The sequence below is a fragment of the Catellatospora aurea genome (genome assembly GCF_042663325.1).
Classification (GTDB): Bacteria; Actinomycetota; Actinomycetes; order Mycobacteriales; family Micromonosporaceae; genus Catellatospora; species Catellatospora aurea.
The window spans coordinates 25,537-39,523 of sequence record NZ_JBHTAC010000018.1 but is presented as its reverse complement, the minus strand read 5'-3'; the positions used below and the strand labels follow the sequence as shown (position 1 = coordinate 39,523).

At 72.4% G+C, this 13,987-nt stretch carries 18 protein-coding genes; 14 read left to right on the top strand and 4 right to left on the bottom strand.

Annotated elements, in window-relative coordinates; genetic code table 11:
- Positions 1–14 precede the first annotated feature (14 nt).
- Both ACFQO7_RS19135 and ACFQO7_RS19130 read right to left on the bottom strand, forming a co-directional pair.
- A complete protein-coding gene (locus ACFQO7_RS19135; protein ID WP_203698443.1) occupies positions 15–446 on the bottom strand; it encodes an OsmC family protein in 432 nt (143 codons plus the stop codon).
- A 15-nt stretch (positions 447–461) separates the two neighbouring features.
- Entirely contained in the window at positions 462–980 is a 519-nt protein-coding gene (locus ACFQO7_RS19130; protein WP_376807621.1) for a P-loop nucleotide/nucleoside kinase family protein, read from the bottom strand.
- Between the two features lie 83 nt (positions 981–1,063).
- Here ACFQO7_RS19130 and ACFQO7_RS19125 point away from each other — a divergent pair, with 83 nt between their 5' ends.
- Positions 1,064–1,978, top strand: a complete 915-nt coding sequence (locus ACFQO7_RS19125) for an SDR family oxidoreductase (RefSeq protein WP_376807620.1) — start codon at positions 1,064–1,066, stop codon at positions 1,976–1,978.
- Between the two features lie 122 nt (positions 1,979–2,100).
- Here ACFQO7_RS19125 and ACFQO7_RS19120 read toward each other — a convergent pair whose 3' ends face one another.
- Together ACFQO7_RS19120 and ACFQO7_RS19115 are read right to left on the bottom strand one after the other, a co-directional pair.
- Positions 2,101–3,072 (bottom strand): helix-turn-helix transcriptional regulator, encoded by a 972-nt coding sequence (locus ACFQO7_RS19120; RefSeq protein WP_376807619.1) that lies wholly within the window; start codon positions 3,070–3,072, stop codon positions 2,101–2,103.
- An 88-nt stretch (positions 3,073–3,160) separates the two neighbouring features.
- Positions 3,161–3,748, bottom strand: coding sequence for an alpha/beta hydrolase (locus tag ACFQO7_RS19115; protein WP_376807618.1), 588 nt, complete (start codon positions 3,746–3,748; stop codon positions 3,161–3,163).
- A 211-nt stretch (positions 3,749–3,959) separates the two neighbouring features.
- Between ACFQO7_RS19115 and ACFQO7_RS19110 the strand changes: the two genes are divergently transcribed.
- The 13 genes from ACFQO7_RS19110 (at position 3,960) to ACFQO7_RS19050 (ending at position 13,980) form a co-directional block, all read left to right on the top strand.
- The gene (locus ACFQO7_RS19110; protein ID WP_376807617.1) at positions 3,960–4,430 is read left to right on the top strand and encodes a YybH family protein; all 471 of its coding nucleotides are present in this window, start codon (positions 3,960–3,962) and stop codon (positions 4,428–4,430) included.
- Between the two features lie 167 nt (positions 4,431–4,597).
- Positions 4,598–5,761 carry a hypothetical protein gene (locus ACFQO7_RS19105; protein WP_376807616.1) on the top strand — a complete coding sequence of 388 codons (1,164 nt, stop codon included), beginning with the start codon at positions 4,598–4,600 and terminating at the stop codon, positions 5,759–5,761.
- Between the two features lie 167 nt (positions 5,762–5,928).
- The gene (locus ACFQO7_RS19100) at positions 5,929–7,077 is read left to right on the top strand and encodes a cellulose binding domain-containing protein (protein WP_376807615.1); all 1,149 of its coding nucleotides are present in this window, start codon (positions 5,929–5,931) and stop codon (positions 7,075–7,077) included.
- A gap of 210 nt (positions 7,078–7,287) precedes the next feature.
- Complete coding sequence (locus ACFQO7_RS19095) at positions 7,288–7,902, top strand: CDP-alcohol phosphatidyltransferase family protein (protein WP_376807614.1); 615 nt, start codon at positions 7,288–7,290, stop codon at positions 7,900–7,902.
- A complete protein-coding gene (locus tag ACFQO7_RS19090) occupies positions 7,899–8,810 on the top strand; it encodes a DUF881 domain-containing protein (RefSeq protein ID WP_376807613.1) in 912 nt (303 codons plus the stop codon). The genes ACFQO7_RS19095 and ACFQO7_RS19090 overlap by 4 nt, the downstream gene beginning before the upstream one ends.
- The gene (locus tag ACFQO7_RS19085; protein ID WP_203698454.1) at positions 8,807–9,139 is read left to right on the top strand and encodes a small basic family protein; all 333 of its coding nucleotides are present in this window, start codon (positions 8,807–8,809) and stop codon (positions 9,137–9,139) included. The genes ACFQO7_RS19090 and ACFQO7_RS19085 overlap by 4 nt, the downstream gene beginning before the upstream one ends.
- An 8-nt stretch (positions 9,140–9,147) precedes the next feature.
- Positions 9,148–10,041: a DUF881 domain-containing protein gene (locus tag ACFQO7_RS19080; protein WP_376807612.1), complete on the top strand. Its 894-nt coding sequence runs from the start codon at positions 9,148–9,150 to the stop codon at positions 10,039–10,041.
- A gap of 42 nt (positions 10,042–10,083) precedes the next feature.
- Positions 10,084–10,461, top strand: a complete 378-nt coding sequence (gene gcvH / locus ACFQO7_RS19075) for a glycine cleavage system protein GcvH (RefSeq protein WP_376807611.1) — start codon at positions 10,084–10,086, stop codon at positions 10,459–10,461.
- A 166-nt stretch (positions 10,462–10,627) separates the two neighbouring features.
- A complete protein-coding gene (odhI, locus tag ACFQO7_RS19070; protein ID WP_203698457.1) occupies positions 10,628–11,068 on the top strand; it encodes an oxoglutarate dehydrogenase inhibitor Odhl in 441 nt (146 codons plus the stop codon).
- Positions 11,065–11,802 carry a transcriptional regulator FtsR gene (gene ftsR, locus ACFQO7_RS19065; RefSeq protein ID WP_376807610.1) on the top strand — a complete coding sequence of 246 codons (738 nt, stop codon included), beginning with the start codon at positions 11,065–11,067 and terminating at the stop codon, positions 11,800–11,802. Before odhI ends, ftsR begins: the two co-directional genes overlap by 4 nt.
- Positions 11,803–11,941: 139 nt before the next feature.
- Complete coding sequence (locus tag ACFQO7_RS19060) at positions 11,942–12,406, top strand: bifunctional nuclease family protein (RefSeq protein WP_203698458.1); 465 nt, start codon at positions 11,942–11,944, stop codon at positions 12,404–12,406.
- A gap of 234 nt (positions 12,407–12,640) precedes the next feature.
- Entirely contained in the window at positions 12,641–13,276 is a 636-nt protein-coding gene (locus ACFQO7_RS19055) for a MerR family transcriptional regulator (RefSeq protein ID WP_360536826.1), read from the top strand.
- Between the two features lie 53 nt (positions 13,277–13,329).
- On the top strand, positions 13,330–13,980 hold the full coding sequence (locus ACFQO7_RS19050) for a phosphatase PAP2 family protein (RefSeq protein WP_376807609.1): 651 nt from the start codon (positions 13,330–13,332) through the stop codon (positions 13,978–13,980).
- Positions 13,981–13,987: the final 7 nt, after the last annotated feature.

Here is a 13,987-nt window from a genome sequence, read left to right as displayed (position 1 = left end):
GCGCCGGGCTCGGGTCACGCCTGGAGCGTGGCGCTGAGGGTGATCTCGGCGCCGGGCGACAGCAGGCGGGAGATCGGGCAACCGGCCTTGGCGGCCTCGGCGAGTTTCTGGAACTGCGCCTCGTCGATGCCGGGCACGTCGCCGGTGGTGACCAGGTCGATCCGGGTCACGGTCATGCCGGCATCGGTCTTGTCCAGGTGGACGTTGGCGTTGGTCACCACGGCGTTGGGCGGGAAGCCCGCGTCCGACAGCTGCTTGGAGAACGCCATGGAGAAACAGCCGGAGTGCGCGGCGGCGATGAGCTCCTCGGGGTTGGTGCCCTCACCCTCCTCGAAACGGGACTTGAACGAATAGTTGCCCTGCAGGCCACCCTTGCCGGTCGCGATGGTGCCGGACCCCTCGGTGAGCGTTCCCTGCCAGCGGGCTGTTGCGGTGCGAATAGGCATGGGCCCGACGCTAGCTCACGCGGGCGCGGCGTGCCCGCGAATGGCCCCCAATATGAGACGCACGTTTGCGGGCGTGTCGCCCGCACAGGTGTCCACGAGCAGGCGCGGCTGCCGCCACGGGGTGAACTCCCGCGCCCGCACCTCGTCCCAGCTGGGCTGGAACGCCTGGTCGTGCTCGGGAACCCGGGCCTGCACCCGGCGGCGGTGCTCGGCCTCATCGCCGCACACCACTTCGATGGCGTGCATCACGGCGCCGTGCCGCGCGGCGAGTTCGCGCCACCCGGCCCGCGCCGGCTCGACCGCGTTGACCGCGTCGACCACCACCGTCGCGCCGACGGCCAGGTGCGCGTCGGCCAGGGCGTCGGCCACCACGTAAGCGGCCAGGCCGGTGGGCTGTGCCGGGTCCACCCCGGCTCGCCACATGGCCGACTCGATGGCGTCCACCCGCAGCCAGGTCGCGCCGAGCGCGGCGGCGACCGGCCGGCTCAGCGTGGTCTTGCCGGACCCGGGCAGCCCGGAGAACACGATCAGCACGCGGTCAGTATGCCGAGCCGGGGCGCTGAAACGCCGGGGCAAACCTGACGGGAAGTGTCAGGAAATGCCGCGACGATGGACCCATGCAGGAGAACCTTCACGGAAAGATCGCCCTGGTGGCGGGCGCGACCCGCGGGTGCGGGCGGGCGATCGCGGTCGAACTCGGCCGGGCGGGCGCGACCGTGTACGTCACCGGTCGCAGCACCCGCGCGCAGCGGTCCGAGATGGACCGGCCGGAGACCATCGAGGACACCGCCGACCTGGTCACCGCGGCCGGCGGCGAAGGCATCGCGGTGCGCGTCGACCACCTGGTGCCCGACGAGGTCAGGGCGCTGGTGGCGCAGGTCGACGCCGCGCACGGGCGGCTGGACATCCTGGTCAACGACGTATGGGGCGGCGACGGCTATGCCGAGTGGGGCAAGCCGCTGTGGGAGCAGTCGCTCGACGGCGGCCTGCGCATGCTCGAACTCGGCCTGCACACCCACATCATCACCAGCCACGCCGCGCTGCCGCTGCTGGTCCGCCACCCGGGCGGGCTGGTCGTCGAGGTCACCGACGGCACCGACGAGTTCAACCGCAAGTACCGCGACTCCTTCTTCTACGACCTGACCAAGACCTCGGTGTCGCGGATCGCCCTGGCCCAGTCCGCCGAGCTCAAGCCGTACGACGGGACCGCGGTCGTGGTCACGCCGGGTTTCCTGCGCTCGGAGGCGATGCTCGACCACTTCGGCGTCACCGAGCAGAACTGGCGCGACGGGGCGGCCAAGGAGCCGCACTTCATCCTGTCGGAGACCCCCGCCTACCTGGGCCGGGGCGTGGCGGCGCTGGCGGCCGACCCCGACCGCGCCCGGTGGACCGGCAGCTCGCTGTCCAGCACGGCGCTCGCGCGGGCGTACGGGCTCACCGACGTGGACGGCTCGGTCCCCGACATCTGGAGCTACTTCGCCGAGCACGGCACGGCCGAGAACGGCCCGATCGACCCTGCCGGCTACCGCTAGCCGGTGGTCGGGCATCGCTCCGTGAGCGGTTGGCGGGGGATATGGCGTGACGCGGCCACATCAATATTGATGTACGTACAGCAAAAATGATGTGGCCGCGCGCCGAGGTATGACTGCCCGACTCAGGCGTGGCGGGCCGCGATCGCCGCGCCCACGGCGGCGAACTCGGCCCGCAGCCCCGCGGGGGCCAGGATCTCGACCTCGGCGCCCAGCGGGAGCAGCTGGCCGAGCGCGACGGTCGGTGACTCGACGGCCAGTTCCACCTCGCACCAGCCCTGCGCATCGGGCGGGCCGGTGTGCCGGACGGCCTCGCCGCGGGCCGCGGGGTCGGTGACCAGCGGCAGCAGGCGCAGGCCGCGCGGGCTCACCCGGAGCCGGACCAGGTCGCGCAGCAGCGAACGGTCGAACGAGGCGGCCGACTCCGCCCACCACTGCGCGAGCCGGAACTGCTCGGGCCGCTCGAACACCTCACCCGCCGCCTCGACGGCGACGACCCGGGCCAGCCGGTAGGTGCGCACGGCATCGTCGGCCGGCACCCGGGCGACGAGATACCAGACACCGGCCTTGAGGACCAGGCCGTACGGCTCCAGCTCGCGGCGTACCGAACTGTCGGCGCGGCGGTAGCGCACGGTGATGCGGCGCTGCTCCCACACCGCCTCGGCGACGGTCATCAGGTGCGGCAGCTCCTCGCCGCGGTGGAACCAGCCGGGCGCGTCCAGGTGGAACCGCTGGGCGATGGTGCGGGCCCGGTCGCGCAGCGGCTCGGGCAGCGTCGCGAGCACCTTGGCCTGCGCGGCCAGCAGCACCGAACCGAGGCCCAGCTCGGCGAGCGCCTCCGGGGCCGCGCCGGCGAACAGCGCGGCCGCCTCCGCTCCGGTGAGCCCGTCGAGGCGGGTGCGCCAGCCCTCCAGCAGCCGGATGCCGCCGGCCCGGCCGGGCTCGGTCCACAGCGGCACACCGGCAGCCTGCAGCGCGGCGACGTCGCGGTACACGGTGCGCACCGACACCTCGAACAGCGACGCCAGCTCGGCGGCCCGCACCGAACGCCGCTGCTGCAACGTGAGCAGCAGCGACACCAGCCGGGAGGCCTTCATCCGCGAGGGCTCGGGTTCGCGTGCTCGCGTGCCGGACCCGGCGAGCCGCACCGGGTCCGGTTGCGGCCGCGGGCCGTCCGCCTGCCGCTCACAGCCCGGCCACGAACCCGTGCATGCAGCGGGTGACACGGACCAGGTTCTCCGCGCTGCGGACCGGGTCGTCCGGGTGCTCCAGCGCGTGGTCCGCGCCCGGCAGCTCCAGGCAGGCCAGGCCCAGGTCGTCGGCCAGCCGGGGGTCCCAGGAGTGGTCGCCGGTGCCGCCGATGAGCTGGGTGGGCGCCTCGGTGGCGCCGAGCGCGTCGACCACCGAGGAGTGGAACAGCAGGGGCGTGAGCCAGATCGCGGGCAGGCCGCGCTCGGCGGCGACGGGCGCGGCGAACGTGCCCAGCGACTTGCCCACCAGCATGATGCGTTTCGCGGACTCGGCCTCGACGGCGGCGACGGCCTGCGCGACGACCCAGGCGGCGCGCTCGTCCATGTCGATGGTGGCGGGCGGGGTCCACCACAGCTCCCGCACGCTCCAGCCGTGATGGGCGAGCACGTTGCGGGCCAGGTGCAGCAGCGGCCGGGCGGGCGTGTAGCCGCCGCCCGGCAGGATGATCGCCAGCCGGTCGGGGTCGGCCTGGTGGCGGTCGGGGAATCTCGGCCAGGGATGCGGCGTCTCCGGGCGGGTCATGGCCCGATCCTAGGCCGGGTCGTGCGCGGGCGGCGGCCCGCGCGGTCGGACCTACACCGGCAGCGGGCCGTCCCGGGTCCCGATTTCGCGCGGACGTGGCCGCCGACCGTGCCGCGTTGTCGGGCTGATCGTCCAAGGTGCGCGTATCGATCAACTTCTTATGATCGTGGTCGATGTGAGCGACTGTCTCACCTGGACAGCTGGAGGAAACGTGCGCAAGTGGTATGCGGCGGCAATGGCGGCGCTGGGCCTGGCGGTGCTGCTGGCGGTGCCCGGCGCCGCGGGTGCGGGCGCGGGCGACACGGCGCGCGGCTGCGAGCGGCACTTCGATGCCGCGGTGGCGGACTTCGACGCGGTCTTCCTGGCCAAGGACCTGCCCGCGGTCATGGCGTACTACCACGACGACGCCGTGCAGATCGGCTCCAACGGGGCGTACCGCAAGGACAAGGCCGCCATCCAGGCCAACTTCACCGGGCTGTTCACCTATGCCTTCACGGCCACGTTCCCCGAGGTGAGCAAGCACATCGACGGCTGCCGCGGCGCGACGCTGGTGGTCGACTTCACGCTGGCCATCCCGTCGGTGGGCTTCAAGCAGCACTTCTACAACGCGCTCACCTTCGTCCGCGAGCGCGGCAAGTGGAAGATCATCCTGGATGTCAGCTCGCCGCTGCCGGTCGTCTGAGCGAGGCGCTCCGCCGCCGCCGCCGACCGTTCGCCGGTCGGCGGTGGCGGGTCAGGTTGGTGACGTAACCCTCCCGGGGCTGGCGCCCGAGGGCCTCCACGCGGCATGGTGGCGGTCCGCGAACGGGTGACGAGGGGGTGCGGGCGGCGATGCCGGTCGGAGAGCACGTGGTGGCACGGGCGCGCGAACACGTCGCGGCCGGGACGCTGTCGGCCGCGCACGATCTGCTGTCCGCGGCGCTGGGCACGGTGCCCACCGACCCGGCCCAGGCCAGTCCGGTCGTCGCCGAGGCGGTGGTGCTGCAGACCGGGGTGCTGCTCGGGCTGGGGGAGCCGTACGCCGCCCGGGGCTGGGCCGCGTACGGCTTCGCGGCGTCGCGGGCGCTGTACGGCAAGCGCGACCGGCGCACCCTGCACGCGCTCGGGCTGCTGGCCGCGGTGCTGGCCAGGGTGGGTGTGCACGCCCGCGCGGTGCAGCGTTACCTCGACCTCATCGCCGCGTACGCCGAGCTCGACGGGCCGGACTCGGACCGGGTGCTGGCCGCGCGCGGCGACCTGGCCACCGTCGAGCACGCCCAGGGCCACTGCGTGACGGCGCGCCTGCGCCTGGCCACGGTGATCGACGAGCACCGGCGGCGGCACGGCTCGGCGCATCCGGTCGGCATCCGGATGCAGTTGCGGCTGGCCGCCATGTGGCGCGACTGCGGCGGCTTCAACGACGCGCACGAGCTGCTCACCGAGGCCCGCGAGCATGCCGCGGGGCTCGACCCCGCCGATCCGGTGCACACGATGATCACCGCGGCGAGCCGGGCCGTCGCCGACCCGCGCCACCGGTGCGGCGTCGGCCTGATCCCGGACACCCCGATCTCCCCGGTGGAGCTCGCCGGGCGGCAACGACCCGCGGAGCCGCCGCCGACTGTCGTGCCCCAGCCCGACCCGGTGCCGGAGGACTCCTGGGCGCGGCGGCTGCGCGACGTCGAGCCGCCCGCGGCGTGGGCGGGCGACGTGCCGCCCGTCGCGCCGGACGAGACCGCCCGATGGGCGCCGCCGCAGGAGGAGCAGGCCGCGGTGTGGGACCACCTGACCCCGGCCGGGTACGAGCCGCCGTCGGTGCTCGCCGCGCCCGCCTTCAGCTCGACCGTGTACCTGCCGCCGTACCTCACGGAACCGCCCGCGCCGTCCGCCGAGCCGGAGCGGGCCGCCGGCCGCCGAACGGCCGAGCCGGTCGCGCGGCGGCTGCCGCAGCACACGTTGGTCCTGGTGGCGGCATGTGTCGGCATCGTCGCGGTGGCGCTGCTGTTCATGCTGCTGGTCAGCTCGGTTTCGCCGTAGCCGCGCACCCTCTAATATCGACGGCGGGCTCTGGCGGCCCCGGGAGCCGGGCCGCCCCTGATCTCGCCGACCGCGCCGTGCCGCGTCGGCGTCCTGTCTCGTACCAGCGTGGGGTTTTCCGCGTGGGCAGCGGGCGGCTTCGCGCGTCCCAGTGAGGGGATTCGCTCATGTCCAGGCCCACCGTGAGGGCAGCGCTGATGGCGCTGCTGGGCACACTCGTGGCCGCGACGGCCGTCGTCGTCGCCGCTCCCACCGGCAGCGCCGCCGCCGCCCCGACCCGCATCATGGCGCTCGGCGACTCGATCACCGGCTCGCCCGGCTGCTGGCGGGCGACGCTGTGGAACCGGCTGCAGAGCACCGGCTACACCAACGTCGACATGGTCGGCACACTGCCGGCGCAGGGCTGCGGGGTCGCCCACGACGGCGACAACGAGGGCCACGGCGGCTACCTGGCCACCAACATCGCCAACCAGAACCAGCTGGTCGGCTGGCTGTCGGCCACCCTGCCGGACGTCGTGCTGATGCACCTCGGCACCAACGACGTGTGGTCCAACCTGCCCAGCACGCAGATCCTCACCGCCTTCGGCAAGCTGGTCGACCAGATGCGGGCGAGTAACCCGGCGATGAAGATCCTGGTGGCGAAGATCATTCCGATGAACCCGTCGAGCTGCGCCGAGTGCGCCGCGCGGGTGGTGTCGTTCAACAACGCGATCCCGTCCTGGGCGGCGGGCAAGACCACCGCGCAGTCCCCGATCACCGTGGTCGACCAGTGGACGAACTTCAACACCGCGACCGACACCTACGACGGGGTGCACCCCAACGCGGCCGGCGACCAGAAGATGTCGGACCGCTGGTATCCGGCGCTGACCGCGGCGCTCAGCGGGGTGACGCCGTCGAACCCGCCGTCCCCGTCGGCCTCGCCCAGCCCGTCGGCCTCGCCGTCGCCCTCGGTCTCGCCGAGCCCGTCGCGCCCGCCGTCGCCGTCACCGTCCCCGTCCGGCGGCGCCGGCAAGTCGTGCACGGTGACGTACGTGATCGTCGGGCAGCAGTGGCCGGGCGGGTTCCAGGGTGAGCTGCGGGTGGTCAACAACGGCACGGTCGCGATCAGCGGCTGGTCGGTGCGGTTCACCTTCCCGAACGGCCAGGTGATCACGCAGAGCTGGAACGGCCAGTTCACCCAGACCGGCTCCTCGGTCACCGTGCTCAACGTCAGCTGGAACGGGCTGCTGGCGCCGGGCGCGGGCACGGCCGCCGGCTTCCTGGCGAGCCAGACCGGCACCAACGGCACCCCGGCGCCGGTCTGCACCGCCCTCTGATAAAAATGGACAAAAAGGGCGTACCTGCACTGCGGGTACGCCCTTTTCCCGCACCGTCGCCGACGCCTGCCGCCGTGTCGGCAGCCACCCTGGGCAACGTGGTACAACTGGGGGTCGTGAATCGGCGGATCATGTCCTTCAGATTCGGGTGAATACGGCCGGCCTGCGCCGGCTGTCGCTTTTGCAGCCGGCGGCGGAGGGGAGGCCTCGGTGGCTCAGCAGCCGCTGGGCGAGACGCGCGTGACATCGCGCGATCGCATCCTCACCGTCCCCAACCTGATCAGCTTCGCCCGCCTGCTCGGCGTGCCCGTCTTCCTCTACCTCTTCCTGGTCGCCGACGAGATCGGCTGGGCCGTGGCCGTGCTGGGCCTGGGCGGCACCACCGACTGGATCGACGGCTATCTGGCCCGCCGGCTCGGCCAGGTGAGCCGCGTCGGCGAGCTGCTCGACCCGGCGGCCGACCGCCTCTACATCCTCGCCACGCTGCTCGCGTTCACCGTGCGCGACATCGTGCCCTGGCAGTTCACCGTCGCGCTGCTGGCCCGCGACGTGCTGCTGATGCTGACCTTCCCGGTGCTGCGCAGGCTCGGCTACGGCCCGCTGCCCGTGCACTACATCGGCAAGACGGCCACCTTCATCCTGCTGATGGGCTTCCCGATCCTGCTGCTCGCCTGGGCCGTGCCGACGGGCCCGGTGCACACCGTCGCGTACGCGAGCGGCTGGGCGCTGTGCTGGTGGGGCATCGTCCTGTACTGGATCGCGGGCATCTTCTACCTCGTGCAGTTCGCCGCGGTGGTGCGACGCTCCCGGCAGGTGGCGGCGTGAGCGGCGGCTCGGAGTCGGAGCTGTCGCGGCAGGTGTCCACGCCGCCGTCGGGGCAGCGGGTGTGGCAGACGGACATGCTGACCGACCTGTTCCAGGACCCGCTCGACGGCGGATACACCGACGCGGCTCGGGCCCGTCGCGAGCGCGGCCCGCTGCCGCCCGCCACCCGGTGGACCCGCCGCGGCTTCACGGTGATCGCCTGCGTGCTCATCGGCGTGCTGCTCACCGTGGCCTACCAGCAGGTCATCGCGCGAGCGCCGGCGCGGGCCACCACCCGCACCGAGCTGATCAAGGACATCCAGCGGCGCACCGCGGACACCGACAAGCTCGACCAGACCGCCGAGGGCCTCCAGGACGAGGTGAACCGGCTGCGGGAGCAGGCGCTGGACGACACGGCCATCGGCCGGCTGCGCGAGCTGGAGGCCGCGACCGGGGTGCGCAAGGTCACCGGCGACGGCGTGGTGGTCACCCTCACCGACGGTCCCAACGCGGGCACCGAGCGGCTGGCCCGCGTGCTCGACTACGACCTGCAGCAGGTCACGAACGCGCTCTGGGCGGCCGGCGCGGAGGCGATCTCGGTCAACGGCCGGCGGCTGACCTCGGTCACCCCGATCCGCACCGCCGGTTCGGCGATCCTGATCGGCAACGCGCACATCATCGGCCCGTACTCGGTTGCCGCGATCGGGCCCTCGGACATGGCGGACAAGTTCAACGACTCGGCGGCCGCGGAGAACTTCCGCAACCTGCGCGACGACAAGCGTTTCGAGGTCGGCTTCGACGTCGACGAGAAGGACGACCTGGAGCTGCCGGCGGCGGTGATGCCGCGGCTGCAGTTCGCCCGCGTGCCGCAGCCCTCGCCCTCCGGCTCGCCCGCACCCTCAACCTCGCCCTCGGGAGGTGGCAAGTGATCGCAGTACTGGCGTTGATCGCCGGAGTGGTGCTGGGCGTCGTGCTCAACCCCACCGTTCCGGACGCGCTGCAGCCCTACCTGCCGATCGCCGTGGTGGCCGCGCTGGACGCGGTCTTCGGCGGCCTGCGCGCCAAGCTCGACGGGATCTTCGACGACAAGCAGTTCGTCATCTCGTTCATCTCGAACGTCCTGGTCGCGGCCTTCATCGTGTACCTCGGTGACAAGCTGGGAGTGGGCGGCCAGCTGTCCATCGGCGTCGTCGTGGTGCTCGGCGTGCGGATCTTCGGCAACGTGGCGGCGATCCGACGCCGGCTGTTCAAGGCTTAGGTGCAGCGGTGAGCGACGAGAAGACTCAGCCGACAGACCCCGGGCAGGGCGACGAGCCGACCGTGCCCGTGTCGAGCGCGCCCGCCGACGCCGCGGACACCGCGGCGGCCGCCACCCCGGAACCGGGGGACACGGGGGCGGAGGAGCGGCCGGAGCCGACGCCGGATGCCTCCGACGAGGCTCCACACCACGCCGCGGACGGCACCGCGAAGCGGCGGCTCAGTGGTGCGGGCGCCGTCATCGGCCTGCTGCTGGTGCTGCTCGGCTTCACGCTGGCGGTCCAGCTCAAGAGCAACTCGGCGGACGAGGGTTACCAGTCGCTGCGCGAGGAGGACCTCTACGTCATCCTCGCCGACCTCGACTCGCGGGCGGCCCGGTTGCGCCAGGACATCGCCGAGCTGGAGGCGAACAAGCGCGAGCTGGCCTCCGGCGCGTCCAGCCGGGAGCAGATCCTCAAGGAGGCGCAGGAGCGCGCCGACGACCTGGGCATCCTGGCGGGCACGCTCAAGGCCCAGGGCTCCGGCATCACCCTGACCTTCTCCGACGGCGCCGAGCCGATCACCGCGGAGCACCTGGTCAACGCGGTCCAGGAACTGCGCGGCGCGGGCGCGGAGGCGATCCAGGTCGACGGGACCGGCGGCTCGGTGCGGGTGATCGCATCCACCCACTTCGTCGGCGCCGGCGGCGGTGGCATCGAGGTCGATGGAGTGCGGCTGACCGGGCCGTACACGGTGACCGCGATCGGCCCGGAGGACCTGGACAAGGCCATGGAGTTCCGCGGCGGGGTGGTTGACGATGTGCGCGGCGACGGCGGTAACGTGATCGTCAGTGATCCGCACCCGGTCGACATCACCACGGTGCGGGGCACGCCGAACCTGGAGTACGCGAAGCCCGTCTCCTGACGGGCACGGCCACACGACGGCCTGGAGCGAAAGGGCACGACCGTGATTCCTGAGGACCTGAAGTACACCGCCGAGCACGAGTGGGTCACCACGAAGGGCGGGTCGGTCCGGGTCGGCATCACCCATTTCGCGCAGGACGCGCTGGGCGACATCGTGTACGTGCAGCTGCCCGAGACCGGCCAGGCCGTGGCGGCGGGCGATTCCTTCGGCGAGGTCGAGTCCACCAAGAGCGTCTCGGAGATCTACGCCCCGCTCAGCGGCACCGTGACCGCCCGCAACGAGGCCCTCGTGGACTCGCCCGACCTGATCAACACCGACCCGTACGGCGAGGGCTGGCTGGTCGAAATCGAGATCGCCGACCCGTCCGCGCTGGATGCGCTTCTCGACGCGGCGGCGTACCGTGAGCTGACCCAGAGCTGAACCTTCATTCAGGGGCGTGAATCGGGACCCGCGAGTCCGGTTGACCCTTCATTTCCAGGGTCGCTAGGCTCGCTGCCTAAGCTCGCCGCTGACGTCGAGTAATGCCCTACCCGGTGCCCATAGCAGTTCCACGGATACGTGGCCGATATGACCGTGAGGTGGTCCGATGACGCGACCAGACGACGAGTTCCCCCAGCTCGACGTCACGTCGACCCTGCACCTCGGCTCCCTGGAGGAGGCGCTGGAAGGGCCGGAGTCTGACGTAGCCCCGGGGCGGGTCTCGGGACAGCTGCCGCCGGGCATGGCCCTGCTGGTGGTGCGTCGCGGCCCCAACGCGGGCGCCCGCTTCCTGCTCGACCACGACGTGACGACCAGTGGCCGTCACCCCGACAGCGACATCTTCCTCGACGACGTGACGGTCTCCCGCCGGCACGCCGAGTTCCACCGGGACGGGTCCACGTTCACCGTGCGCGACGTGGGCAGCCTCAACGGCACGTACGTCAACCGGGAGCGGGTCGAGTCGGCCACGCTCAACAACGGCGACGAGGTGCAGGTCGGCAAGTTCCGCCTGCTGTACGTGGCCGGCCCGCGCGCCGAGGAGGCATGACAGCAGCGGTGCCGGCGTCGGCCGGCGGCGGGAGCGGGGCGGCGCGGGCACAGGCGCTGATGAGCATCGGTGAGGTGCTCGGGCTGCTGCGTTCCGATTTTCCGGACATCACCATCTCGAAACTGCGATTCCTCGAGACGGAGGGTCTGGTGGAGCCGCAGCGCACGTCGTCCGGCTACCGCAAATACAGCCGCGAGGATGTGGCGCGGCTGCGTTTCATCCTTGCCGCGCAGCGTGACCAGTATCTGCCCCTGCGCGTCATCCGCGAGCAGTTGTCCGAAGGCGCGCACCTGACCCAGGCGCGGCCGACTCTGGTCGCGGTCGGCGACGACCACCGGCCCGAGGCCGTGGCGGAGCCGGTCGAGGAGCGGCTGCGCCGCCAGGAGCTGTGCCACCGCGCCGGGATCACCGAGGCGCTGCTGGCCGACCTGGAGCGGCACGGGCTGGTCACCGCGCGGGCCGGGGAGTGGTTCGACGGCGACGCGCTGGCGGTCGCCGAGGTCGCCGGGCAGCTCGCCGAGTACGGCGTCGAGCCCCGGCACCTGCGCGCGTACCGGGTCGCGGCGGACCGGGAGGCCGGGCTCTACGCCCAGCTCGTGGCTCCGCTGATGCGCCAGCAGGATCCCACCGCCCGCGCCCGGGCGGCCGAGACGATGCGCGAGCTGACCGTGCTGTCGCAGCGCCTGCACGTGGCGCTGCTGCGTTCCGGGCTCAACGACGCGCTCGGCGGCTGACCGGCGGTCGTACGAGCCGACGGTGCGCGTGGGCGTGTAGCGTGCAGTAGGAGAGGCTGAGAGGCGCAGTGTCGTACGGTCCGCCGCGAGGCGGGCCCGCCGGACACCGGCCCCAGGCAGACGCGACGGAGGCGAGACGGTGCGCGAGCTGAGCGTGATCGGGGTAAGGGTCGAACTGCCCACCAACCAGCCGATCGTCCTGCTGCGTGAGGTGGACGGGGACCGCTACCTGCCGATCTGGATCGGCGCGGTCGAGGCGACGGCGATCGCCTACGAGCAGCAGGGGGTCAAGCCTGCCCGGCCGCTCACTCATGATCTTCTCCGGGACCTGCTGCAGGCGCTGTCGGCGCCGCTGAAGGCCGTGGAGATCGTCGAGCTGAAGGACAGCATCTTCTACGCCGACCTGCTCATCGGCGACTCGGTGCGGGTGTCCGCGCGGCCCAGCGACGCGATCGCCCTGGCGCTGCGGGTGGGCGCCCCGGTGCGCTGCGCGGAGCGCGTGCTCGACGAGGCCGGGATCATCATCCCGGACGAGCAGGAGGACGAGGTCGAGAAGTTCCGCGAGTTCCTGGAGCAGGTCCGCCCGGAGGACTTCGCCAGTTGAGGAGCCCGTCGGAGCGGCCGCTCGGTGTCCAGCCGGAGCGCAGCGGAGGCTGGACGACCGATTAAGGCCGCGTAGCGGGCTCCGCATGTCGCAGCGCGGGATCCGCTAACGATCCAGTCACCGAAAAGTGACGCTCCGGGTCTCGAATGTGGCGTGTCGCGGCGTTACCTCCCCGCCGGTCGGCGCGATCCGCTATAGGCTGGTCCAAGTCGACACTCAGCGGGAGGTAGTCGCATGAACCAGCTCCATGATCCGCAGTCGCCTGGTAGTGAGCCAGGTCGTCCGGGTGGTGCGGCCGCGTTGCGCGGCGGTGTCGCGGAGGATGCGGACTCGGACGTGCAGGGCGGTTCGCTCGGCTATCGGGGCGTGACGGCCTGCCACGCGGTCGGCATCAGCTACCGGCAACTGGACTACTGGGCCCGCACCGGGCTGGTCGTGCCGAGCATCCGCGACGCGTCCGGCTCGGGCACCCAGCGCCTCTACTCGTTCCGCGACCTGGTCGTGCTGAAGGTGGTCAAACGACTGCTGGACGCCGGGGTGTCGCTGCAGAACATCCGGCGCGCGATCGAGACGCTGCGGGCGTACGACGCCGACGACCTGGCCACCATCACGCTCATCTCCGACGGCACCTCGGTGTACGACTGCCGCTCGCCGGAGGAGGTCGTGGACCTGCTGCAGGGCGGCCAGGGCGTGTTCGGCATCGCCATCGGCGGCGCGTTCAAGGAGATCCAGGGCTCGCTGTCGCACCTGCCTGCCGAGCGCGGCACCGAGGTCGAGGAGGCGACGGTCACCCCGTTCGCGCCGGCCGTGCTGCCCCTGGGCGTCACCGACGAGCTGGCCGCCCGCCGGGCGCGCCGCCGGGCCGGCTGAGTTTCCGGCACCCCCGGGTGACCGGCGTCACGGCCGGACGGTAAGAACTTCCCATGCTGGTGCAACCCGACGTCCGGCGTCGTTGGCTGTGGACGGCGGCTGCCGCCGTGGCGGCGTACGCGCTGCTGACCTTCGCGGTCGAGGCCACCTGGTCACCGCTGGTGGAGCGCGACGCCGTCGTCAGCGCGGCCGCGCACCGGCTGGCGCTGGAGTATCCGATGTGGCGGTCGGCGATGGCCGCGGTCACCCGCACCGGTGACACGGTGGTGCTGCTGTCGGTGCTCGCATTCACGCTCGGATTCCTGCTGCGCCGCCGGCTGCTCACGCAGCTGGGATTCGTGTGCGCGGCGGTGGCCGCCAGCGCGGCGCTGCGGTTGACCGTGCACGCGCTGGTGGCCCGGCGCCGGCCGGAGGAGATGCTGGGCCTGGCGGCCGGCTGGTCCTACCCGTCCGGGCACACCAGCCACTTCGCGACCGCGGCGTTGCTGCTGCTGGTGCTCGCCTGGCCACTGCTGCGGGCCCGCTGGCAGCGGGCGGCGCTGGTGGCGGTTGTCGGCGGCTGGGCGCTGCTGGTGGGGGCGAGCCGGGTGGCGCTGGTGGTGCACTGGCCGTCCGATGTACTCGGGGGCTGGCTGGTCGCGCTGGCCGCGGTACCGCTCGCGATCGTGACTCACGCTATGTGGCGGAATCACTCCCGTCCGTAATTTTACA